The organism is Planococcus massiliensis, assembly GCF_000821325.1.
In the GTDB taxonomy this organism is placed as follows: Bacteria; Bacillota; Bacilli; order Bacillales_A; family Planococcaceae; genus Planococcus; species Planococcus ruber.
Genome location: NZ_CCXS01000001.1, coordinates 856,379 through 880,500 on the forward strand (window position 1 = coordinate 856,379; position 24,122 = coordinate 880,500).

17 protein-coding genes are annotated in these 24,122 nt (G+C 47.9%); 14 read left to right on the forward strand and 3 right to left on the reverse strand.

Annotation, left to right across the window (positions count from 1 at the left end):
* Nucleotides 1-5 precede the first annotated feature (5 nt).
* The 10 genes from BN1080_RS04330 to BN1080_RS04375 all read left to right on the forward strand — a co-directional run bounded on the left by BN1080_RS04330 (nucleotide 6) and on the right by BN1080_RS04375 (nucleotide 15,356).
* Nucleotides 6-1,127, forward strand: a complete 1,122-nt coding sequence (locus tag BN1080_RS04330; protein WP_052650716.1) for a mandelate racemase/muconate lactonizing enzyme family protein — start codon at nucleotides 6-8, stop codon at nucleotides 1,125-1,127.
* 3 nt (nucleotides 1,128-1,130) lie between these two features.
* Complete coding sequence (locus BN1080_RS04335) at nucleotides 1,131-2,222, forward strand: amidohydrolase (RefSeq protein ID WP_052650717.1); 1,092 nt, start codon at nucleotides 1,131-1,133, stop codon at nucleotides 2,220-2,222.
* Between the two features lie 133 nt (nucleotides 2,223-2,355).
* Nucleotides 2,356-3,390, forward strand: coding sequence for a CAP and S-layer homology domain-containing protein (locus BN1080_RS04340; protein ID WP_052650718.1), 1,035 nt, complete (start codon nucleotides 2,356-2,358; stop codon nucleotides 3,388-3,390).
* A gap of 122 nt (nucleotides 3,391-3,512) precedes the next feature.
* Nucleotides 3,513-4,925, forward strand: a complete 1,413-nt coding sequence (locus BN1080_RS04345; protein WP_199876585.1) for an alanine/glycine:cation symporter family protein — start codon at nucleotides 3,513-3,515, stop codon at nucleotides 4,923-4,925.
* Between the two features lie 95 nt (nucleotides 4,926-5,020).
* Entirely contained in the window at nucleotides 5,021-5,497 is a 477-nt protein-coding gene (locus BN1080_RS04350; protein ID WP_052650719.1) for a VanZ family protein, read from the forward strand.
* Between the two features lie 98 nt (nucleotides 5,498-5,595).
* A complete protein-coding gene (locus tag BN1080_RS04355; RefSeq protein ID WP_052650720.1) occupies nucleotides 5,596-7,782 on the forward strand; it encodes a 5'-nucleotidase C-terminal domain-containing protein in 2,187 nt (728 codons plus the stop codon).
* 222 nt (nucleotides 7,783-8,004) lie between these two features.
* Nucleotides 8,005-9,471 carry an N-acetylmuramoyl-L-alanine amidase gene (locus tag BN1080_RS04360; protein WP_052650721.1) on the forward strand — a complete coding sequence of 489 codons (1,467 nt, stop codon included), beginning with the start codon at nucleotides 8,005-8,007 and terminating at the stop codon, nucleotides 9,469-9,471.
* A gap of 248 nt (nucleotides 9,472-9,719) precedes the next feature.
* The gene (locus tag BN1080_RS04365; RefSeq protein WP_052650722.1) at nucleotides 9,720-11,618 is read left to right on the forward strand and encodes a S8 family peptidase; all 1,899 of its coding nucleotides are present in this window, start codon (nucleotides 9,720-9,722) and stop codon (nucleotides 11,616-11,618) included.
* Nucleotides 11,619-11,936: 318 nt separating this feature from the next.
* On the forward strand, nucleotides 11,937-12,992 hold the full coding sequence (locus BN1080_RS04370) for a C40 family peptidase (protein ID WP_052650723.1): 1,056 nt from the start codon (nucleotides 11,937-11,939) through the stop codon (nucleotides 12,990-12,992).
* 333 nt (nucleotides 12,993-13,325) lie between these two features.
* Nucleotides 13,326-15,356: an S-layer homology domain-containing protein gene (locus tag BN1080_RS04375; RefSeq protein ID WP_052650724.1), complete on the forward strand. Its 2,031-nt coding sequence runs from the start codon at nucleotides 13,326-13,328 to the stop codon at nucleotides 15,354-15,356.
* Nucleotides 15,357-15,699: 343 nt separating this feature from the next.
* Here the strand turns inward: BN1080_RS04375 and murJ are convergent, their stop codons facing one another.
* From murJ to csaB, 3 genes are all read right to left on the reverse strand, one after another.
* Nucleotides 15,700-17,220 carry a murein biosynthesis integral membrane protein MurJ gene (gene murJ, locus BN1080_RS04380; RefSeq protein WP_052650725.1) on the reverse strand — a complete coding sequence of 507 codons (1,521 nt, stop codon included), beginning with the start codon at nucleotides 17,218-17,220 and terminating at the stop codon, nucleotides 15,700-15,702.
* Nucleotides 17,221-17,326: 106 nt separating this feature from the next.
* Nucleotides 17,327-18,499 (reverse strand): glycosyltransferase family 4 protein, encoded by a 1,173-nt coding sequence (locus BN1080_RS04385; protein WP_052650726.1) that lies wholly within the window; start codon nucleotides 18,497-18,499, stop codon nucleotides 17,327-17,329.
* A 24-nt stretch (nucleotides 18,500-18,523) separates the two neighbouring features.
* On the reverse strand, nucleotides 18,524-19,633 hold the full coding sequence (gene csaB, locus BN1080_RS04390) for a polysaccharide pyruvyl transferase CsaB (RefSeq protein WP_052650727.1): 1,110 nt from the start codon (nucleotides 19,631-19,633) through the stop codon (nucleotides 18,524-18,526).
* Nucleotides 19,634-19,769: 136 nt separating this feature from the next.
* Here csaB and BN1080_RS04395 point away from each other — a divergent pair, with 136 nt between their 5' ends.
* The 4 genes from BN1080_RS04395 (at nucleotide 19,770) to BN1080_RS04410 (ending at nucleotide 24,106) form a co-directional block, all read left to right on the forward strand.
* The gene (locus BN1080_RS04395; protein ID WP_052650728.1) at nucleotides 19,770-20,483 is read left to right on the forward strand and encodes a WecB/TagA/CpsF family glycosyltransferase; all 714 of its coding nucleotides are present in this window, start codon (nucleotides 19,770-19,772) and stop codon (nucleotides 20,481-20,483) included.
* Nucleotides 20,484-20,500: 17 nt separating this feature from the next.
* On the forward strand, nucleotides 20,501-21,772 hold the full coding sequence (locus tag BN1080_RS04400) for a nucleotide sugar dehydrogenase (RefSeq protein ID WP_052650729.1): 1,272 nt from the start codon (nucleotides 20,501-20,503) through the stop codon (nucleotides 21,770-21,772).
* 14 nt (nucleotides 21,773-21,786) lie between these two features.
* The gene (gene galU / locus BN1080_RS04405) at nucleotides 21,787-22,656 is read left to right on the forward strand and encodes a UTP--glucose-1-phosphate uridylyltransferase GalU (protein WP_052650730.1); all 870 of its coding nucleotides are present in this window, start codon (nucleotides 21,787-21,789) and stop codon (nucleotides 22,654-22,656) included.
* 334 nt (nucleotides 22,657-22,990) lie between these two features.
* Nucleotides 22,991-24,106: a glycosyltransferase family 4 protein gene (locus BN1080_RS04410; protein WP_052650731.1), complete on the forward strand. Its 1,116-nt coding sequence runs from the start codon at nucleotides 22,991-22,993 to the stop codon at nucleotides 24,104-24,106.
* The last annotated feature ends 16 nt before the right edge of the window (nucleotides 24,107-24,122 follow it).

Sequence of the window (24,122 nt, forward strand, 5' to 3'; positions counted from 1 at the left end):
AAGCGTTGAAAATTACCAAAGCACATATCCACGCAGTCGAATTTCCATTAAAAGAACCGTTCATCATTTCCTACGCCACGTACCCGAACATGCCGGCGATCATCATCAAACTGGAAACAGATACAGGCCTCGTCGGCTACGGGGAAGCGGTGCCGGACGAGCATGTGACCGGCGAACAAGTGGCGGGGGCGTACGAAATTTTGCGCACCGTTTTGATTCCGCAGATTATCGGGCAGAATCCATTTGATATTGAACACATCCATCACCTCATGAACGGCGCGATTGTCCGCAACCAGGCGGCGAAAGCGGCGATTGATATCGCTTGCTACGACTTGATGGGGAAAGCGGCGAATCAGCCGGTCTATAATCTGATCGGCGGAAGCGCGCATAAACAGCTTCAGTACCCCAAAGTCTTGAGCATCGAAGAGCCGGCCATCATGGCGGAAAAAGCGAAGCTCGCCGTCGGCCAAGGCTTCAGCAGCCTGAAATTGAAAGTGGGCGGTGCAGATTCAGCCAAAGACATCGAGCGCATCTATGCCGTGCGCGAAGCGGTCGGAAAAGTGATGCCGATCCGCATCGATGTCAATCAAGGTTGGAAAACGGTCGGGCATGCGGTCCAAGTAATCAATCAGCTCGACGCAGCGCAGCTCACTTGGATTGAACAGCCGATCAGTATGGGCGATATCCGCGGATTAGCGGAAGTCCGCCGGAAAACCTCGACGCCAATCATGGCGGATGAAAGCATCCAGACGATGGAAGATGTACTTGAAATCATCCGGCTAGATGCAGCCGATTACATCAACATCAAATTAATGAAGTCCGGCGGCATCTTCCCGGCGGTCCAGATGGCGAAAGCGGCAGAAAGCGCCGGCATCATTGCGCAAATCGGCTCTATGGTCGAATCTTCCGTAGGATCCGCTGCCGGCTATCACGCAGTAATGGCGCGCCGCAACATCCAAAGCTCCGAGCTGACCGGCCCGCTCCTTTTCCAAGAAGAGATCGGCAACTTAAACTATCAATTGCCGAACGTCCATTTATCGGAAAAGGCCGGGCTTGGCATCGATATAGACGAAGCGCAATTGGAAAAGCTCACGACCGCTTCGTGCATCGTTGAAGGAGGTGCTTGACCCATGGGTCATGAAGCGAAAATTCTGGAATACTTCCACCACTTCCACACACATCCGGAAGTGAGCTGGAAAGAATTCGAGACCACGAAAAAATTGGCGGCAATCATGGAAGAGCTCCAAATCGAGTACAAAATATTCGACGATGTCACCGGGTTGATTGCAGAAATCGGCCATGGACCGGACGTCATTGCTGTGCGGGCAGACATCGATGCGCTTTGGCAGGAAGTGAACGGCACTGTTCAAGCCAACCATTCGTGCGGCCATGATGCGAATATGGCCATGGTGCTCGGTGCGCTTCTGTATTTGAAAGAAGAAACCTTGACGAAACGTGTGCGTTTTATCTTCCAGCCGGCAGAAGAGCAAGGAAACGGATCGCTTGCGATGATTGAGCGAGGCGCCCTAGATGGCGTTTCGCATCTGTACGGCGTCCATCTGCGGCCGATCGAAGAATTGCCGTTCGGCCAAGTTGCGCCGGCCATCCATCACGGATCGGGCATTTTCCTGAAAGGGAAGATCAGCGGAAGCGATGCCCACGGGGCGCGGCCGCACCAAGGCCAAAATGCCATCGATGTGATTGCAGCGATCCATCAATTCATCAAAACGATTTACTTTTCGCCGTTCGAATCGTATTCGGTGAAACTGACAAATGTTCAAGCAGGTGGAAACAGCCTCAATATCATTCCGGGAAATGCCACATTCGCACTCGATGTCCGTTCTCAGTCGAACGAATTGATGGACGAACTCCGCAGCCGGATCGACAGCGGATTTGATTCGATTAAATCGCTTCATAACGTAGACTTGGAATGGGAGTGGACCGATTATACGCCGGCAGCAGAAGTGTCAGAAGACGCTAGACGACTGGCAGACAGTGCGATCCGTTCAGTGATCGGAGATGAACGCACAGCCCCGCCGATTGAAACGACTGGAGCGGATGATTTCCATTTCTATACGATCAAAAAGCCAGAATTGAAAGCGGCCATGCTTGGAATCGGCGCGGACTTGAGCCCGGGGCTGCATCATCCGGATATGGCATTCAACCATGAAGCACTGGACATCGGTGCGCGCGTACTTGCTGAAACAATTAGAAGAACATAATTTATTTTTGTTAAAATAAAGGACTTTTTTAATATTTTGGTGTAAAAAGCATGTGAAAATGGGTATAGAAAGTGTATGAAGCCAAAATAAGCTATTTCCTGGGCAATAACATCAAAGAAAGGGCGGTGCTCGAATGAAAAAATATCTGTCAGCTGCCATTATCCTCTTCCTGTTTCTATTGCCAATGACGGTGAGTGCACATCATTTCACCGATTTATCGAAAAAGCATTGGGCTTATCATTCCGTACATACCTTAGCGGATTCCGGAATAATAACCGGCTATTCGAACGGGAATTTCAAACCGAGCCAGGAAATCACACGGGCGCAGGCGGCTATTGTATTGGCCAAAGCGTTGAAAATTGATGGAAAGACCAGCTTTAAAGCGAAATTTAAAGATGTGCCCACTTCCCATTATGCGTACAAACAGATTAATGCCTTAACGGAAAAAGGCGTCTTTTCGGATGCCGGTTCGTTTAACCCGGAAGCGCCATTGACACGGGCGCAAATGGCGAAAATTCTTATCAAAGGCTTTGGCATCCAAGTGGATTCCAACCATTTGGAATCTTACCAGGACGTACCGAAAGATTATTGGGGGCATGATTACATCATCACCATCGCCGAAGTCGGCATTTCTTACGGCGTAACGCGCACCACGTTCCAGCCAGGAGCTTCGGTAACGCGAGCACAACTGGCGGCGTTTACGGAACGGGCATTGAAATTCGACCAGCGTGTAAAAGACAAGTCCATTACGTATGATGCGAACTTGAAATTGTATTCCGGCATCAATTCAGTTGCTTTCGACACAATCGCCATGGTCAATAAAGAACGGGCGAAAAAAGGATTGAAAATGCTTAAGGAAGATCCGGCGTTATCCAAAATTGCGCAATTGAAAGCGGAAGACATGGTCGACAATAGCTATTTCGCCCACGTATCCCCGCTTTACGGCAAACCTTCGGAAATGGCGGTGCATTTCGGCTATCCGACCAACCAGGTAGGGGAGAATATTGCGCTCGGCTACGCTTCTTCCCGTGAAACGATGGACGCCTGGATGGAATCGAAAGGCCATAAAGACAATATCCTGCTTCCAAGCTATACGTCGATTGGCGTGGGCTATGTGGAAGACGAAGACGGCATTCCGTATTGGGTTCACCTCTTCGCAATCAACTAAAGTGAGAAATCCTCTCTTACCAGAGGATTTTTTCACTTTTACAAATACATAAGCAATCTGTTTCTCACTGGTATATTAGGGTATAGATAGATATTTACAAAATGAACAAGAGGAGATTAAAAATGGATGCATTGATTGATGGCTTAAACTGGATTGTCAATGAAGGCAATGATTTATTATGGACGTACATACTGATTGCGCTTTTGCTCGGGCTTGGCGTTTACTTCACCATCCGCACAAAATTTGTGCAGATTCGCCTGTTCGGAGAAATGTTCCGTGTTATCACAGAGAAAAAAGACGGCGACAGTGGAGTCTCCGCATTCCAGGCCTTTACGATTTCCACGGCTTCCCGCGTCGGGACCGGGAATATCACGGGCGTCGCATTAGCGATTGCCATCGGTGGGCCGGGAGCTGTTTTCTGGATGTGGATCGTCGCTTTGATCGGGATGGCCACTGCTTTTGTAGAAAGTACGTTAGCGCAAGTCTACAAAATTAAAGACGGCGACCAATTCCGCGGCGGTCCAGCTTACTATATGCAAATGGCGCTCGGCAACCGTAAACTTGGCATTATTTTTGCTATTCTTTTAACTTTGGCATTTGGATTCATCTTTAATTCGGTCCAGTCCAATACGATTGCCGAATCATTTGGGGATGTTTTCAACATTCCGAATTGGACGGTTGGCATCGCTTTGGTTATCCTGGCTGCTTTGATCATTTTCGGTGGAGTGAAGCGAATTGCGAGCGTCACCCAAGTATTGGTTCCAGTCATGGCGATTCTTTATATTTTGGTTGCGCTATACGTCATCATTATGAACGTCACTGAAATCCCAGCGGTCTTTTCATTGATTGTGAAAAGTGCATTTGGGCTTGAAGAAGCGGCAGGCGGGGCAATCGGCATCGCCATCATGCAAGGCGTACGCCGCGGCTTGTTCTCCAACGAAGCCGGGATGGGATCCGTTCCGAACGCGGCAGCATCTGCCAACGTTTCGCATCCCGCGAAGCAAGGGCTTGTGCAAAGCCTCGGCGTATTTTTCGATACGATTGTGATTTGTTCAGCGACTGCCTTTATCATCATTTTGGCGGGCGTATACAAAACAGGAGAACAGGAAGGCATTTTACTCACCCAAGCCTCACTTAACGTGCATGTTGGCGATTGGGCGCCTTACTTCTTAGCTGGAGCGATTCTATTCTTTGCCTTCAGTTCGATCATTGGGAACTATTATTACGGCGAGACCAATATCGAATTCATCAATGCACATAAAAATTGGCTGACCGCATACCGTGTCGGCGTTTTGGCCATGGTGATGTTCGGTGCATTGGCGAAAGTCGAATTGGTTTGGAATATGGCCGATCTGTTCATGGGCCTCATGGCTGTGCTTAACTTGACGGTCATTGCGATTCTCGGGAAGACGGCGTTCAAAGTGCTTCACGACTATACCGATCAACGGAAAGCCGGCAAGAATCCGGAATTCTTTGCGAAAAATATTCCCGGCTTGAAGAACACCGAATGCTGGGGAGAACATCACCGGGATTAATTGAGAATTTAAATAGGAGCACATCTGCGATTGCAGATGTGCTTTTTTGCGGGAAAAAATGTAAAAAACGGTACGGCTAATGATACAATTTGCATATGAAAAAATTAATAATTGTTCTCGCCTTATTTATTGTGTTATTTATCTCTTCAAGCCAGACCTATGAGCAGCAATCATTAATACCGGCGCTTGAAAAATATTTTCCGTCCATGCCGTTTTATTCCACACTCAGTACTCTCGAACTTACGTATTGGGGAAGCGTGATTTCCATTGAAGAAAGGGGCTATTATTTATTTCTCGAATTCTTTATCAGAAAAGGGGCGCATGTGGCGATCTTCGGCCTGATTGCACTAGCCATCGCCAGCTTCCTGCCGAAAAAATTGGTGTGGTTTGCTTTGCCGATAACAGCTTTCATCGCCGTTTTGGATGAGCTGCATCAAGCGGTGACCGGAGGCAGAAGCCCGATGGCCGCCGATGTTCTTCTTGACACAGTAGGCGCCCTCCTCGCATTAAGCTGCCTGTTTTTATTCCGGAAAATAAAAGCTAGGAGAAAAGAACAACATTCTCTGTTGTAAGATTGTAAAAATTACGCAAATTCTATAGAACGTAAGTCACAAATTTGGTAAAGTAGAGATGCATGAGAAAACCCATTCCCTAAGGAGGAAAAGAACACATGACAAATGTCTTGAAAAACAAAAAGTTTGTCGCTTCAGCAGTAGCGATCGCGGCAGTGGCAACAGCAGTTTCACCAGCATCAGCAGCAGAGATGAAATTTACTGATGTGCCGGACCGTTATACAGAAGCCGTTCAATTTTTGTTTGATCTCGGAATCGTAAAAGGTGAAACAGCAACAACGTATGGTACACATCACAGCGTGAAGCGCCAAGATGCGGCAGTCATGATTGCCAGCGCACTCGGCTACACTTCAAGCGGCAAGTATGCAGATTCTGGGTTTACAGACGTTCCAGCTAGCGCGAAATGGGCAGTGGATGCATTGGCGGAAAAAGGATTCATCGACGGGAAATCGGCGAAACGCTTTGGCGCCAGCGATCCATTGACACGCAACGAAACAGCAAAAATCCTGGCAACTGCTGCAGGACTAGAAATCAACAATGATTTGAAGAAAACGCAATTTACAGATGTAAACGAGCGTTTTGCAAAATACGTAGACGCTTTAGTGAAAAACAAACTGGCAGTCGGCAAGACGGCTACTCAATTCGGAGCAGGCGCTCCTGTAACACGCGGCGAAGCTGCTCTTTTCCTTCACCGAACAGCGAAACTCCTGTTGGAAGATGATACATTCTCACTATCATTGATGCACCTGAACGATACGCATGCCCATTTGGATGATGCAGCGAAATTGGTGACGGCTACGAAAGAATTCCGCAAAGAAAACCCGAATTCCCTATTGCTTCATGCGGGGGACGTGTTCTCTGGAACGCTTTACTTCAATGAATACAAAGGGCAAGCGGATCTTGAATTGATGAAACTGATGAATTTCGACGCAATGACATTTGGGAACCATGAATTTGACTTAGGTTCATCTCCTGAAGGCCATAAAGCGTTGCAGGAATTTGTAAAAGCAGCGAACTTCCCGTTCGTTTCGGCAAACGTGGACTTCTCGAAAGATCCATTATTCGATGGTTTATTCCAAACAAAAATTTCTTCTGCACCTGAAAAAGCGAATATCTACACAGGCATCGTCAAAGAAGTAAACGGCGAAAAAGTGGGGATTTTCGGTTTGACAACGAAAGAAACAGAAGACATCGCTAGCCCGGAACTGGTTTCGTTTGATGAAGACTATATCAAAGAAGCTCAGGACATGGTCGATGAATTTGAAAAAATGGGTGTTAACAAAGTCATCGCTTTAACGCACATCGGCTATGACGACAACCCGGCAATCGACAACGATTTGGAATTGGCAAAAGCGGTCCAAGGAATTGACGTCATTGTTGGCGGCCACAGCCATACGAAATTGGCTGAACCAGTCGTTGCAGGGACGAAAGAAGAGCCGACGGTTATCGTTCAAACTGGCCAATACGGCGAAAACTTAGGGACATTGGATGTTAAGTTCGATGACAAAGGCGTTGTTGTGAGCCATGACGGAGAATTGATCGAAGTCGGCAAATTGGCTGAAGACGAGGCGGCAGTGAAAGTATTGGCGCCATATAAAGAAGGCGTGAAGAAAGTTTCTGAAACAGCAACAAAAGCAACGGCAACAGCAGCGCTTGAATCACCGCGTACAGGCGAAAATCCGGATGCCCCAAGTGTCCGTAAAAACGAAACGGCTCTTGGAAACATCATCACAGACGGCATGTTGTCTAAAGCGAAAACATATAACAAAGATGTCGTCATGGCTTTCCAAAATGGCGGCGGAATCCGTGCAGGCATTGATGCAGGACCGATCACTGTTGGAGAAATCATCACGGTTCTTCCATTCGGCAACACATTGGCAACGATGAAAGTGACAGGTGCAGAATTGAAAGAGGCATTTGAAGTCAGCGTTGGCCAATATCCGAAAGAAAACGGCGGATTCTTGCACGTATCTGGAGCAGAAGTGAAATTCGATTCTTCTAAACCGGCTGGCGAGCGCATCGTTTCAATCTCATTGAAAAATGCGGACGGCACATTGACGGGTATTGAAGATGCAACAACTTACACAGTGGCAACAAATGCGTTCACTGCTAAAGGCGGCGACGGCTTTGATAGTTTTGCAAAAGCTTATGAAGAAGGCCGCGTAACCGATCTAGGTCTTTCAGATTGGGAGAACTTGAGAGAAGAATTGGAAAGAATCGGTACTGTTACACCGAAAACAGAAGGCCGCATCGTGGATGTAAATCCAGCAGCTGCAGCAAATTAATTCCCTTCAATTATTTGTAAAAGTTTAATTGAGGAGATATGAAGAAATTAATAAAATCGAAAGCCCGACCTCAATGCGAGGGCGGGCTTTACTTCTTTTTACCTACACGAACTAGCTAAAAGTCAGGTCTAAATGGCGAATTAGACCAAATGATACATAGAAATTTTCAATAAATTGGGTTAAGGTATGTGAAGAGAATTAAACCCTAGGAGGAAATGAGATTTGAAAAAATGGATTATGATGCTATGTTTTGCATTAATTGCCTCAATAATCGTCCCACAAAGCCCAGCGAATGCCAGTACAAATTTTAAAGACATCGGAGACACGCATCGTGCAAAAGCGGAGATCACCTTCTTGGTGGAAAAAGGGTTTGTCAATGGTGTTTCGAACACTCATTTCGTACCAAGCAGACAAGTTACCCGAGCAGAAGCGGCAGCGATGCTTGGCCGTTCACTCGGATTGAACGGAACGAAACAAAACACGGGATTCAGTGATGTCGGCGCCGGCAACTTTGCATCGGGCTACATCAAAGAAATGGTGAAAAAAGGCGTTATTTCAGGTTATCCTGATGGCACATTCAAACCAAATACGGTATTAAAACGCGGAGAAATGGCGATTTTGATCAACCGCGCCTTTGGCTACGGCGGCAATAGCGTATCGGCAGCCGCAACGAACTTGATGAACAAAGGGATTGCCCAAGGGTTCCCGGACGGCACGTTCGGAACGGAAGCTACGATTATTCGTGCCGATTTTGCCGTCTTCTTGGCACGCAGCTTGAACGAAAGCTTCCGTGTGAAGCCAGGCGAGGTTTCATTTAGCACGACAATGTACGTGAATACCGGTTCAGATACGTTGAACATGCGTTCAGCACCAAGCAACTCCGGCAAAGTCATCAGCAAATTAAAGAGCGGAACGGCTGTAGGCGTTGGCACTTCATCTAACGGCTGGTCAAACATCCGTGTAAATGGCGTAGTCGGCTACGTGGCGACAAGCTATCTTTCTACAACCAAACCGGGATCTGTACTTCCAAGCCCGGCACCGATCGGCGGCAGCGATTTGACGGTCATTCTTGACCCGGGCCACGGCAAGCAGGATTCCGGCGGCATCGGCAATGGCTATATGGAAAAGAACGTCGTATTGAATATTGGACTTCATACAAAATCGTATTTTGATAAAACACCGATCAATGTGAAAATGACACGTACAAGCGATACATTTATGGAATTGAGAGACCGTGCAAAATTCGCTTCGAAAAATAACGGAGACATTTTCGTCAGCCTGCATACAAACGCATTTAACGGAACAGCGAACGGCCAGGAAACGTATTATTACGCAAAAACGGCTGCAACTAATCCAAACGTGAAACAGTCTCGCGCTTTAGCGATCTATTTGCAGAACCGCATGATGGAAGCTTGGCCAACACTAAGAAACCGCGGCGTTAACCCGAACAACAGCGCTGGCAACTATGCGGTTCTTCGTGAAAATACCGTTCCGGCTGCTCTAGTGGAAATGGGCTTCATCGACAACTCAACGGATATTAAATACATCGGCTCAGAAGCAGAACGCAAGAAAATGGGGAGAGCCTTATTCCTTGGAACACTTGATTACTTCTATAACTATGAAGGGCGTACCGATATCCTTCCTTACTACAGCACAGTAAGCGGATCTCCAGCCAAAAAACTTCATTAATCCTTCAATTCCGCCAGGCAGCTGCCAGGCGGAATTTTTATTTCCCTCTATTCACCTTGCCATTTCTCTAGTTCTAATCGAGCTATTCAGCTGTCTCAAATACCCACGAAAATAGCAAAAGCTAGTTTTTTATTTTAAATTAATAATATTAATGTTAAAAAAATACGTTTTTCGATCTTTTGTCCGGTTTTTTAAAATCCCGCTTAGGGTATCATGAGAAATATACTGAGAAAAGAGGGATTGCCACCATGAAACGCGTCGGCTTACTTGCTTTATTATTTGCATTCCTATTCCTGCCTTCCCACATTTTTGCGGAGGAAACCGATACATATTTGATTCATGCGAATGAAACAGAATTGGAGGCCATTAAAGAACAGTTCGGGACGCTTGCCGAAGCGTTTGAAGAAATTCTGCTCGTGGAATTAGAGCTCAGCGAATCGGAAAAAGCGGCTTTGCAAAAGCGATTTTCTAGCGCTGAGATCTACCCGAACCGGCAGTACGAAACTGCAGCAGACCTTGTCTCTCCTTCTTTTTCAATGATTAAAAGTACGCCGAAGCAAACTTCCCCTTATACCGGAAAAGGCGTGAAAGTGGCGGTCCTGGATACAGGAATCGATACGGAGCATCCCGACCTGAAAGTGGCGGGCGGTGTCTGTACGGCAGCTGTTTGTGCGAGCAAAGTTCCGTACGATGATAATTTCGGGCACGGTACTCACGTAGCGGGCATTATTGCAGCACAAAAAAATGATTCCGGCATCATCGGTATCGCACCGAATGTGCAATTGTACGCGATCAAAGCAATGAACAACCGTGGAGCCGGATCGACAGCGCAAATTACGAAAGGCGTGGAATGGGCAATTCAAAATAAGATCGATATTTTGAACTTGAGCATTTCCATTTCGGTTAATGACCGGCCGTTGGAATTGATGCTGCAGGAAGCTTACAAACAAGGCATGATCATCGTTTCCGCAGCCGGAAATGAAGGCGGTTCCGGACAGATGGACACAATGACGTATCCGGCCAAGTATTCGTCAGTCATCGCAGTAGGCGCCGTTAACAATGACTTTTCAAGAGAGCAAAACTCGTCGATCGGGCCTTCAATGGAATTTGCAGCTCCCGGAACGGAGATTTTCAGCACTTATCCGAAAGAGCTCGACGAATGGGACAATAAAATAGACGGCTACCGGAATTTGACGGGCACTTCGATGGCCGCTCCGCACGTAGCAGGTGTATTCGCCATTTACAAAGAGCAGTATCCGGGCCTTTCGAACGTGAAATTGCGTGAAATGGCGCAAGCAACCGCAAAAGATTTAGGAACGCCTGGCCGCGACAATGTATTTGGCTTTGGGGCGATTCAATACGAAAAAGAAATCAAAGCCGTCCCGTTTATCCAAGCAGCCATTAAAAAAGGCGGCATTTCCTTTACCTTAAAAAATCCTGAGCTTGCAGCTTCGCCTTCTCTAAAAGAAGGGGATGCGGAATTGAAAAGTACAGGTACGAACAAATGGGAAACGTACAAAACAAAAGGAAATTATTCCTTTGCGTTCAGCTACACGGATGCAAAAGGCGTGAAAAAGTCGGAGAATCTGTCCATCACGCTGACAGAGCCGGCCTTTAAAGATGTAACGATGTCGTCCTGGTTTGCGCCGCATATCAGCTACCTCTACAGCAACGATAGAATTAGCGGCTACACAGACGGAACCTTCAAACCGCGAAAAGAAATCACCCGCGCAGAAGCATTGATATTGATCGGCAGAGCCAAAGGGCTTGACGGAAAAGCACGCAACACCGTCTTCAAAGACGTGAGCGCGAATAATGCAGCTTCCGGCTATATTCAGTCTGCTTATGATAAAGGGATTTTGTCCGGTTTCCCGGATGGCACGTTCCGTCCCTACCAGTCAGTAACGCGTGCTGAAATGGCATTGTTGATCCAAAAAACGTATCAATTCGATTTTGATCCAGCCGCAAAAATGCCGTTCACAGACGTCAACGAGAACATGGCAAGCTATCAAGCGATCCAAGCCATGACGCAGCAAGGCATTACTTTGGGTGTAAACGAAACAACTTTTGGACCAAGCCTGAACATGAACCGCTATTCGTTCAGCGTATTCCTAGCTAGAGCGGAAAATCCATTACTATTTAAATAATAAAAGTAAATATTTAACTATAAAAACCGCGAAACGGAAGAGCCGTTTTGCGGTTTTTTAGATTTCAATTCTGTAAGATTTACTCGGAAAAAGAAGATTTTATTTCTTTTCAGGACTCAATAATCAGGCGTCAACTCCTTATTTTGCCCGCTTTACCCGGTTTCTAAACCTGATTCTAGGCAATGTTACACAACTGTAATAGAATCGTAACCTAATATTGGCAGTTTCTCTGTTAGAATCTAAAACAGGTCAAGAAAACAGAAAGATTCAGTGCCTGATCAGCGCTTTGAATCGCCAATAATACTTAGAGGTGACGATTTGAAAAAACGTATTATACTATTGATGATTGCTGTCCTATTGATAGCAGCTAGTCCATTTATGACAACTAAAGCCGATGCCAGTGGAACAACACCAGATGATATAGCAGCATACGCTTTGAAATTTAAAGGCACCCCTTATAAGTTTGGCGGAACAACGCCGTCAGGGTTCGATTGTTCAGGCTATATCCGATACGTCTTTAACCATTTCGGAATTTCATTGCCGAGAACATCCGCAGAACAATATAACGTAGGAACGTCCGTATCAAAAAGCAACCTGCAAAAAGGTGATCTTGTATTTTTCGCAAATACATATAAAAAAGGCATTTCGCATACAGGAATATACTTAGGTGACGGCAATGTGGTCTCTGCTGAAAGCGGCGGAGTCAATGTTTCAAATATTAACACGAACCCGTACTGGGGACCGAAATATGCAGGCGCGAAACGCTTGAGCAGCGTACAAAGCGCAGCTCCGGTAAAAGCGGAGCCGAAACCGCTGCCGCCAGTAACAGACGGCAACTTCGTGGATGTTAAAACATCGCACCCGGCTTATGAAGCCATCAAAACATTGAACACATCGGGCGTCATCAGCGGCTACCACCAACAAGATTTCCGCCCATCAGAAGAAGTGACGCGCGGACAAGCAGCAACGATGATCAACCGCGTGCTCGGCCTGACAGCGAAAAACAAAGTCCAATTCAGCGACGTCGCAGCGAACCATTCGTTTGCTAAAGATATTGCAGCGATGAACGAAGCAGGAATTCTCCAAGGATTTACAAACGGATCTTTCGGAATGTACGCACCGTTATCGAAAACGCAATTGGCAGTCATCCTGGAAAGAGCCTTCCAGATGTCGACATCAGCAGAAATTCAAGCACAAACAGCTTCAGTGAAATATTTGGATGTGGCAACTTCTTTCTGGGCGCACAAGCCAATCGTGACATTGAAAGCAATCGATCAAACAACGGTCTTCCAAACATCGAATTACTATGGTGAATCGAATGCAGACCGTGCAGAATTCGCTGCAGCCCTTTACAGCGCAATGAACGCAAAATAATAAAAGACAAGAACTGCCGCTTAGCCATGAAAATGGTTGGGCGGCAGTTTTTTTAGCTGCAACTCAAACCGTCTTGAGGGAAACTCGCCAATATTTGCGAGCAACTCACGCCACTTTGAGGAAAACTCGACACAATTAGAGAGCAACTCATGGCAACTGTAAAACGTTCTTCTCATTTTTTCGAAACAAAAGAACTAGTTCTATAGAAGAAACTTTTTTTACTGTATTTTTGATAAGGCAAAGGGCTCGTTCTTTCAGAACATGCCATAAAAAACCTTTTTTAAAGGACAAAAATGCATTACACTGAAATCAGGCAGAAATAAGGAGGACTTCATGAAGAACATTAGTAAATTCGTTGCGTCTATCTTGTTGATTATGGGAGTTTTAGGGTTCGCATCATCACCAAGCCAGGCCAGTGACATAGTCCCGGGCAGCGCCCTGGAAAAAGAAATGAATGAAATGATCAACCGCGGCATCCTTTCAGGCTATAAAGATGGCACGTACCGTCCAACTGAAAATGTGACGCGTGAACAATTTGCCGCTTTTATTAGCCGGGCCATGAAATTGCCGGCAGGGACGCATACATTCAAAGACGTCCGAAGCGATTCAAGCCTCGGTGCTGAAGTCGGCAAAGTGTACGCCGCCGGCATCATGCAGGGTATTACAAAAGATTCGTTCCAGCCGCAAGCCCTGATTACGCGTGATCAAGTAGCCATCACCGTAAAGAACATGCTGGAATACAGCAAGATGACGTTAAATCCGAAACGCATGAGTTTCACCGATGAAAATGAAATGTCGTCGGTGACGTTAAGCGCCATCTACAATATTGCCAACTACGATATTGTCTTCGGCTATCCGGATTACAAGACTTCACCTGTGACTTATTCTTTTAAACCGAAAAACAATGCGACACGTGAGCAGGCAGCAGCCTTTATTTACCGTTTCTTAACGGCTTATGAAGCAGCCCCGACGCCGGCGCCTGAGCAGCCGGCACCAACGGATCCAACTCCTGCACCAACGCCTCCAACAGACAACAGCCTTTATTATTTAGGGTACGTTGAAAACGGGAAGTTAGTTAAACAGGAATACGGACATAAAGATTATCTAAGCGCAGCGGAATCGTTCAAGAACGTGGCATCCGCAAAAGCGATTCTGCGCGGCGATGAAATCATCCGCGTGAAGAGCGGGCTTGCGTTCGGTGACCGGGTATTAAACGGCGTCAAGCAAGTCACAACGATCTACTACGATACCGATTTCAAGAAACAAGCGACGTATATCGAACACGGCCGTGAAATCCGCTACATCGATTCAAACGCTGATTTCGTCAAAGTGCAGGTCGGCGGAACGATCGGCTATGCGAAGCACAGCGAAGTGGATTTTGTGCCTTATGAATTGATCAAAGACCGCGACTACTACATCGTCAGCCAGTGGGGGACGCTTAGCCATTACCAATACAATTATGTGAATAAACAAGGCTCGAGCTATTCCATCGGACCAGCACCTTCATCGATGCAGCAAGGCGTGAAATACTACAGCCACGACGGCGTCCACTTTACAGCAGGATCGTCGAAAGTGGTGCACTACCCGTACTTCCAATACCAATCGGTCCGCACGAAAACGAATTACTCAGCAGCGGAACTCGATAAATACATCATGAGTCGTTTGACTGCTTTGAACAGTTCGTCAGGAACGTACAAAGACGCGATCACGAAATCAAAACTGATCGGCAAAGGGAAATATTTCCTTGAAATGCAGGAGAAATACAACATCAATGCCTTGTTCATGCTGTCGGCAGCGATGCACGAAAGTGCGTATGGCATGAGCGCGAACGCACAGACGAAGAACAACCTGTTCGGCATCCGCGTTTACGACGGTTCGCCGCATGAAGGCACGACGTACAAGCAGCCGGAAGGAAGCATTGACGCGTTCGCGCGCGAATACATGAACCGCAATTACGTCAATCCGAACGGCTCTTATGCAAACGGAGCAGCTCCGGGCAATAAAACCACAGGCTTCAACGTCAGCTACGCTTCTGACCCGACATGGGGATCGAAAGTGGCGGGGCATATGTATCGCGCTGACTTGGAACTGGGCCAAAAAGACATCAACAAATACAAGCTCGGCATCACGAATACCGCGTCAGTAAATGTACGCAATGCTCCAGAAGGCGCTTTGCTGTATCAATACAAACGCACGTACCTGGGAGTTGAAAATGCCTTTGGCTACCCGGTGGTCATCGTTGAAACGAAAAAACATACAGACGGCTACAATTGGTACAAAGTCATTTCCGACTTAAACCCGGAACACGATACCAACAATGGCTTTGGCTGGATCCGTTCGGACCTGGTCGATGTCATCAACTGAAATTGAGAAAAGGGGCAGCTGCGGCTGCCCTTTTTTTTACTATTTTGGCTGAAATCAACCTTGGTGGGTGCGAAATCAACCATTAAGCATGTGAAATCAATCCATTCGGCCTCCAAATCAACCCATCCTATTCTAGATGAAGCCAAATGCCTAAAATAGCAGTGCAATCACCACCAATCACCGGAAATTACCCGGATAGCTTGCGAAATTACCCCATTCGAGTCTGAAATCACCCTTCGAGCGTCCGAAATTACCCCAAACACTCTCGAAATCACCTCTGACGCCCACCCAAACAAAAAAGACCCGCCGCAGCGGATCTTTCATTCAATCAAATCAACCTATTTTATTTCTTCCCGCGTCTTGCAAGCCCGAGGAAACGCTTGAAGCCATGCGGGTGGACGATGCGCAGCATCCCTGCGTAAACAATGACTCCAATCGGTACAAGCACTGCCAATTGAATCAATGAATACCAGTCTTCGGCGCCAAGCAGCTGTTTCGCGCCCCATACAACCGCACCCATGACAAGCGCCGGAACCAGGATGCGCCAAGCTGTTGTGCCGAAGCGGCGCAACTGGTCCCAGCCTAAATCTTTATACACGACAATCATCGAAACCGTGAAGTAGTAAATCGAAACGGCGGAAGCGGCGAAAGCGAGCGCCGTGTAGCCGTAGCGGTCAACGAGCAGCCAGTTCAGCAGCAAGTTGACAGCGATCGTCGTCACGGAAATGCGGAAAACGACAGCCGTTTTTCCGCGTGCGTACATCGATTTCGACAGGATCAATTGCATCCCTTGGAAAATGATGATCGGCAAATAGAACAGGAGAGCAAGATGTGTATTCGCTGTGTCTTCAGCGGTAAAGAGTCCGCGTTCGTAGATGAACGACACGACAGCATCTCCGACAACCGCAAGTCCGACCGCAATCGGCACGAGCGTGATGAACGAAATTTCCATGCCGCGGAAGACGGTATCTTTAAATTTCGGCAGATCGTCAATTTGTTCCGACATCAACGTAAAGATGATGGCCGCGAGCGTTGCGGCATAAATCGCATTTGGAATGCTGACGATCAATTGCGAGTTGTTCAAATACGTCACGGCACCTTCAAGGCCGGTGCCGGATGCAAAGGCTTTATTGACAAAAAGGTTGATCTGCCCGACCACCGAGTTCAGGAGGGAAGGGACGATCAGGATGATAAAGGCTTTCTTGAAGTCGGATTCCAGGCGCAGCGTCGGTTTCCAGGAATAATCAGAGCGGATCAAATAATAGATTTGGATCAATGCCCCGACGACCGTCCCGAAAACGAACCCGTATGCCAGCGAATAAATTCCCCAAATGTCTGAGAATAATAAAGCAAACACAGCGGACATCAACGTCGCCAGCAATTTCGAAATCAAGGTCGGCACGAAAATGCGGCGCGACTGCAGGTAGGATTCCAATAAGCCGGCTAGGGCGATAAAGACCATGAAGATGAAGAACACTTCCGTCATTTCAACGGCAATCGGTTCAGCGCCTTCCGACATCTTCGGGTAGATGAGCGGCACAAGCCACTGGGCAGAGAACCAGCCGGCGACCGAAATGCCGACGAACAGAATCATCGTCCAGTTCAATAAGGCATTGGCGTTCGTGTCGTCTTTATCTTCACCGGATTTCCGGCGCTTGATGTACATCGGCAAAAAGACGTTGTTAAAGCCGGTGGCAATCATTGCGACGACCAGCGTAATAAATGAAAACGCCAGGAAGTAGGCATCGGTGGCATCGGAAGCCCCGAATTCCTTTGCGACAATCGATTCGCGCAGGAAGCCGGATAATTTTAATAAAAGTGCAAGCCCGGTGGTCCATATGGCCGCTTTTTTAAGACTGGACATCAATTTCCCTTCTTTCTGAAAGTGTGTGCGCACGTGGCACAGACAAGCAAAGCGGCTGACTCCGAAAGTCTCGAGTCAGCCGCCGGTTGTATTTAAGCTCAAGTTCTTATTTCTTCAGCGCTTTTTTGTAGATGGCTTCGTATTTCTCAGCCGCTGCGAAATGCGAGTATTCCGCGACGATTTTTTCGCGGGCCGCTTTCGCAAGCTCCTGCCCGTACGCCGGCTCATCCAACAAGCGGATCATGGCATTCGACAAGTCTTCCACATTGCGTTCTTCGACAAGCAGGCCGTCTTTTTCGTGGTCGACGATTTCTTTCAAGCCGCCAACGGCACAAGCAATCAACGGAATGCCGGAACCCATCGCTTCCAAAGCGGAAATCGACGTCGCTTCCTCAACGCCAGCCGAATAGATCGACGGCACAAGGGCGATATCGCTCAAAGCATAATATTGGATCATGTCTTTATGGTCAACAGCGCCAAGCATTGTCACGCGTTCTTCGATGCCGAGTTCGCGCGCTTTCGCTTTCATGTCGTCCATCATTTCGCCGGTTCCGGCAAATACCAATCGTGCATTCGGGTATTTCTCAAGAACAGGCGGGAAGGAAAGAATCGGATAGATGACGCCGTTTTTCTTCGTCAACCGGCGCGGGATGAAGAAAATCAAATCATCCTGCGGCAAATTGTATTTAGTGCGGAATTCTGCGCGGCGTTCCACTTCCGGTTTGAAATCTTCCACGTCGATGAAGTTTTTGATCATCGTCGCATCTACGCCAGACTCGCGTTTGATGTATTCTTTGATGCGCGTATCGACCGTAATGACGGCGCGCGTTTTTTTGTACATGCTGAACTCAACATTCAGCAAAGTCTGTTTGTGCTTGCTGTCTTCAGCGACCGAACCTTTTGAAATCCCTTCATACGTCAAATAGCCGTGGGCCGTTGTGACCGTCGGAAGCCCCGCGTTCAACGAAGCGCGCGTCGCGAAAACGTCCTGGCCGTTGACGATGTCGAAGGATTTGTATTTCTCTTGTTTCAGCATCGCTTCCAAGAAACCTTGGCGGCGGTTTAATGTCCAGACATATCCAGCACCTAAAGACATTTTGTTCAAAACGAACGAAGGCCCGCGGGCAATCAAATCGCGGCGCCATTTAGCGACGTCTGAGAACGATAACGTCTCAACCGTATGCCCCAAGTTCTCAAGCCCAGTCTTCAGCGTCGTCATATGTGTCGACAAACCGCCGAGGTGAGGGTAATCGTAAGATGTTGCCAATAAAATTTTCATGATTCTGTCCCTTCCATAAATCCTTTATTTCACAAAGTTCTCTTCCAATAATTCCACATTGCGCATGGCTTCTGCATGAAGCGTCGCGACATTCGGTTCGATGATCGCTTGCGCAGCTTCTTTGTTGTCTAATAGATATAACGCATTCTCGAGCAGTTTAGTTTCATCGATTTCGCCCAGGCGGAACGAATAGTCCCACATGCCCGAACGCTTCAGGAAACTTTCCACTTTTTTATCGTAGCTGAAGCCGAGATGCGGCACATTTGAAAGGGCTGAGAAAATCAGCGCGTGCAGGCGAAGGCCGACCGTCAGTTCCGCATGGCGAATGAAGTTCAAGAACTCATTCGGCGTAAAGTCGGAGCCGAGCAGCATCGCTTTATCCGCATGCTTCATTTTCGATAGCACATCGTTTGAAGCGGGGACGTCGTATTTTCCTTCCATTGGAACGAATACCGGCGTCACGCCGCGAAGCTCGATCAACTGGTCAAGCAGGCGAGCCGTTTTTTCGATGTAATCAGGATTGTCGAACCATGGGCGCACGGTCACAGCGACGATTTTTTCATTGCCTGTCAAAGGCAGTGAGTTATAGGCACGGTCTTCTTCGTCCGCTTTGAACGCGAACACGATATCCGCCGTCACGACCGTTTCCGGACGCGTCACGCCGAGCTTTTTCAAATAATCCTTCGAATACTGGTCGCGCACGGTGATGAAATCGGCGCGGTTCGCAAACACTTTCATCAAAATCTTGCCCCAAGTTGAAGTGACAGGCCCGATGCCTTGTGAAAAGAACATCACTTTCGTTCCGCAAAGTTTTGCCAGCATCACAATCAGCAAATAATACGGAAGGGGACCGAACAGGAATTTCGTCGGGTATGTATCCTGCAGCAAGCCGCCGCCGCCGGAAATCAGCAGGTCGGCGCTCCGCAGCGCTTTGACTTTTTCTTTATTTTCACGGCGCCATGCGCGGTAAACTGATTTCACATTGTATTCTTTCGCCGTTTTTTCCGGTGACAAAGAAAAGACGGTGATGTCCGGGTTATTCAATTCCGCACGCAAGTTATCAATAATGGCTTTCAGGATCGCTTCGTCACCCGTATTGCCCAATCCATAGAAGCCAGATAGTACAATTTTCACATATTTTCCTCCTCAAACTAAAGCTCGCAAGCCTTGTCCTCGCTAAATTCTACCACTTGTCAAACAGCCTGTGCAACTCCTCTAAAAATCTGCTATACTAATAAAATTGAAAGCGACTGAATCGAGGGTTTGACTAATGAAGGAAAAATATTTAGGGGTGGACGTTTCGCCTCTGTCATATGAAGGTATAATAAATGATTTGAGGGTCCGCATTGGGGCTGGCAAACAGTCGACCATCATTGCGGTAAACCCGGAAAAAGTGATGAGCGCCCAGCGCGATCCGAACGTGAAGGAATTGATCAACGCTTCCACGTACCAGATTGCGGACGGCGTCGGCATTTTGCTCGCTGCGAAAATCAAAGGCGGCGGCATCACATCGCGCGTCACCGGCGTCGATATGATGGCGAGATTATTGAAGTTTGCAGAAAGTGATGGCCATTCTGTGTATTTTTACGGTGCTAAGGAAGAAGTGGTCACAAAAGCGATCGCGAACATCCAAGCGCAGCACCCGAATATCCGCGTAGCCGGCTACACGAACGGCTATGAAAAAGATGAAGCGGCGCTTGTTTCACGCATCCACCAAAGCGGGGCGAAAATCCTTTTCGTTGCGCTCGGCAGCCCGAAACAAGAACTTTGGATCAGAAGAAACTTGAAGAGCTTGCCAAACGTCCAAGTATTCCAGGGGGTTGGCGGCAGTTTTGATGTGTTCTCAGGAACCGTCAAACGCGCACCGGCACCTTTCCGGAAACTCGGAATCGAATGGCTGTACAGGCTTCTCGCCAGCCCTTCCCGCTTCAAACGCCAGCTCAACTTGCCGGTTTTCTTATTTAAAGTATTGCGATCACGATAAAAGGAGATAATGTCAAAATGAAGAAATCCATCTGTGTTGTCGGACTTGGCTACATCGGCTTGCCGACAGCCGTTATGTTTGCGAACCACGGACACAAAGTCCATGGCGTAGACGTCAATGAAAAAGCGGTAACCATGATTCAAAATAAAGAGCTTCATATAGAAGAAAACGGATTGCAGGAACGCCTCAACATGGCCATCGATGGAGGCATGCTGACCGCTTCCATGAAACCGGAAGAAGCAGACGTCTTCATCATTGCAGTTCCGTCGCCAATCAAAGCGGATAAAACAGCTGAACTCGAATACGTTCGCAAAGCGACCGCTTCGGTTGTGCCTTTCTTGAAAAAAGGCAATTTGGTCATTTTGGAATCAACTGTGCCACCAAGAACGGTGGAAGATGTCATGATGCCGGAACTTGTTCAATCCGGTCTTGAAATTGGAACTGAGCTATTCGTTTCCCACTCGCCGGAACGCGTTATCCCGGGCCGTGTGTTCCAGGAACTCGTTACCAACGACCGCATCATCGGCGGCATCAACGAAGAATCGGCACGCCTGACTTCTGAATTGTATGCATCGTTTGTCGAAGGGAAGATGCACGAAACAGACGCAACAACAGCGGAACTCGTCAAAGTAATGGAAAATACATACCGTGACGTCAACATCGCATTTGCCAACGAACTCGCTATGATTGCCCAAGGAATCAATGTCAATATTTGGGAAGCGATCAAGCTTGCGAACTACCATCCGCGCGTGAACATCCACACGCCAGGACCTGGCGTCGGCGGACACTGCATCGCGGTGGATCCATGGTTCCTAGTTGAATTGGATCCGGAAAAATCGAAACTCATCCACTTGGCACGCAAAACAAACGACGGCATGCCGTCTTACACAGCGCAGCTGACAGCGGATATTTTGAACGCTAAAGGCATTAAAGACCCAAAAATCGCGGTTCTTGGCCTTGCATTCAAAGGCAACATCGACGACATGCGCGAAAGTCCGTCTGTGGAAGTCGTATCGCAATTCCGCGAACGCGGCATGAAACTGACGGCACACGATCCGCATATCAAAGTCAACAACTTGCCGGAACAGACACAAAGCTTCGATGAAGCGATCCAGGACGCATCGGCGCTGGTCGTATTGACGGATCACCAGGCATTCCGCGACATCGATCCGACAACATTGACGAATGTGGCGAATAAAATCATCATCGACACGAAAAACTGCATCAACCGCGAAAAATGGGAAGCTGCAGGATTTGACGTCTATTTGCTAGGCGATTCGAAAAACTAAGAGGAGGAAACCGAATGAAGAAAGTCAGAAAAGCGATCATCCCCGCTGCAGGACTTGGTACGCGTTTCCTTCCTGCCACAAAAGCCATGCCAAAAGAGATGCTGCCGATCGTCGACAAACCGACGATCCAGTATATCGTAGAAGAAGCGATTGAATCCGGCATCGAAGACATTATCATCGTGACCGGAAAAGACAAGCGTGCCATCGAAGACCATTTCGATTCTGCCCACTTGCTTGAAACGCGTTTAGCGGAGTCGGAGAAATTCGAGCTGTTGAACGCGGTCCAGCTTTCCAGCAAAGTCGATATCCACTACATCCGCCAGAAATCTCCGCTTGGCCTTGGCCATGCGGTATGGACGGCGCGTAAATTTATCGGCGACGAACCGTTTGCCGTATTGCTCGGCGACGATATCATCCAGGCGGAAACGCCAGGATTGAAGCAATTGATCAACCAGTTCGACGAACAGCAATCCTCCGTCATCGGAATGATGGAAGTGCCGGAGAACGAGACATACCGCTACGGCATCATCAATCCAGCGGAACGGATGGGCAAGCTTTACCGCGCGAAAGGGTTTGTTGAAAAACCAAGAGCCGGCACAGCTCCGTCAAACATGGCAATCATCGGGCGCTACGTTTTCACGCCGGAAATCTTCAAGTATCTCGACCAGATGAAAGTCGGCGCAGGCGGAGAAATCCAATTGACTGACGCCATCGAACAGTTGAACACGATCCAAAACGTCTACGGCTACGCTTTCGAAGGCAAGCGCTACGACGTCGGTGAAAAACTTGGCTTCGTCGAAACGACCCTCGAATTTGCTTTGCAGCGCCCAGACCTGCGCGAAGACTTGATCAAGTTCATGAAAACGAAGCTTGAGGGATTGTAATTAATAGAAGTTTCTTTTCTATAGTCGCTTCGCCGCTTAGGGCATAGCTCCCGTAAGAAGCCAGGCTAAGAACGCCTGTCTTCTTACTTCGCTTAGCCCATGAGCGCGGCGGCGCTTCATAATTTATAAAAAAAGAAATATAATTTTAGATATGGAGCAAAACAGCGCAGACGCCTGCGGGAATAGCGAGACAGCCGAGACCCCACAAGGAGCGATAGCGACCGAGGAGGCTCGGTGCTCGCCCGCGGCAAGCAAGCTGTTTTGCGGAATATCTTTTATTACCTGCATACCGCACTCATAAAAAACATTCATCCACAGGAAGGGAAGGGACAATTTGAAGATTTTATTGGTATCGAATATGTATCCTTCTGAGGCATTTCCTAGCTATGGCGTTTTCGTCCAAAACACGGAAGCCATTTTGAAAGACGAGGGATTTAGCATCGACAGAGCGGTGCTGACGAAAAAGACCGGCAAGGCGCAAAAAGCGCTCGGCTATGCACAGCATTACGCGAACGTGGTCCGAAAAGGGATGAGCGGCAAGTATGATGCAATCTATGTGCATTACGCTGCCCACAACGCATTGCCTTTATTGGTTCTAAAGAAACTCAAGCCATCCGTACGCATTGTCACCAATGTCCACGGCAGTGACGTGGTGCCGGAAGTGGCTTCGCAGGAGAAATTCCAGCCGAACGTCAAAAAACTGCTGGGCCAATCCACAATGATCATTACACCTTCCCATTACTACGAAAAACTCGTTAAAGAAAAATACCAGGTCCGCACCCCGATCCGGATTTTCCCTTCCGGCGGCGTCAACGCGGCTGTGTTCTACCCGAACAAAGAAAATAACGCCGAACTGATGGCGACGTATAAACTCGATCCGAATTTCCGCTATTTCGGCTATGTCGGCCGCATGGACGTCGGAAAAGGCTGGGACCATCTATTGAACGGGTTCGCCGCATTCCTGAACGAACATCCGGAAGAAAAAGCCAAGACCCGCTTGATCATGGTCGGCTCCGGCAAAGACGACGCCGCATTTTTCGAACTTCGCAAACGCCTTGGATTGGAAGAATCAGTGGTGCATTTCCCATTGATGAAGCATGCAGATCTTGCTGCGATTTACAATATTATCGACCTTTTCATTTTCCCGACCACCCGGAAAGGGGAGAGCTTAGGGCTTGTCGGCCTTGAAGCGATGGCTTGCGGCACCCCGATTCTCGCGAGCCGCATCGGCGGAATTTTGGATTACACGAAAGAAAACGAAAACGGCTGGCTTTTTGAACCCGGCAACCCGCAGGATTTGGCAAGGGGCTTAGCCGCCTATAACAAGCTTTCAAAGGAACAAAAGCAGCAAGTCGGCCAAGCCGCTTATCAAACCGCTCAACAGTACGAACAAAAAACGATTCAATCGAAACTTTCAGCGATTTTTCACGAGCTTCGGTTAAAAAAATGAAAGAGGATTCCCAACC

Excerpts from the sequence above, each read along its gene's own strand:
- BN1080_RS04335 (WP_052650717.1), top strand. The coding sequence starts at position 1,131 with ATGGGTCATGAAGCGAAAATTCTGGAATACTTCCACCACTTCCACACA.
- BN1080_RS04340 (WP_052650718.1), top strand. The coding sequence starts at position 2,356 with ATGAAAAAATATCTGTCAGCTGCCATTATCCTCTTCCTGTTTCTATTG.
- BN1080_RS04345 (WP_199876585.1), top strand. The coding sequence starts at position 3,513 with ATGGATGCATTGATTGATGGCTTAAACTGGATTGTCAATGAAGGCAAT.
- BN1080_RS04350 (WP_052650719.1), top strand. The coding sequence starts at position 5,021 with ATGAAAAAATTAATAATTGTTCTCGCCTTATTTATTGTGTTATTTATC.
- BN1080_RS04355 (WP_052650720.1), top strand. The coding sequence starts at position 5,596 with ATGACAAATGTCTTGAAAAACAAAAAGTTTGTCGCTTCAGCAGTAGCG.
- BN1080_RS04365 (WP_052650722.1), top strand. The coding sequence starts at position 9,720 with ATGAAACGCGTCGGCTTACTTGCTTTATTATTTGCATTCCTATTCCTG.
- BN1080_RS04375 (WP_052650724.1), top strand. The coding sequence starts at position 13,326 with ATGAAGAACATTAGTAAATTCGTTGCGTCTATCTTGTTGATTATGGGA.
- murJ (WP_052650725.1), bottom strand. The coding sequence starts at position 17,220 with ATGTCCAGTCTTAAAAAAGCGGCCATATGGACCACCGGGCTTGCACTT.
- BN1080_RS04385 (WP_052650726.1), bottom strand. The coding sequence starts at position 18,499 with ATGAAAATTTTATTGGCAACATCTTACGATTACCCTCACCTCGGCGGT.
- BN1080_RS04395 (WP_052650728.1), top strand. The coding sequence starts at position 19,770 with ATGAAGGAAAAATATTTAGGGGTGGACGTTTCGCCTCTGTCATATGAA.
- BN1080_RS04400 (WP_052650729.1), top strand. The coding sequence starts at position 20,501 with ATGAAGAAATCCATCTGTGTTGTCGGACTTGGCTACATCGGCTTGCCG.
- galU (WP_052650730.1), top strand. The coding sequence starts at position 21,787 with ATGAAGAAAGTCAGAAAAGCGATCATCCCCGCTGCAGGACTTGGTACG.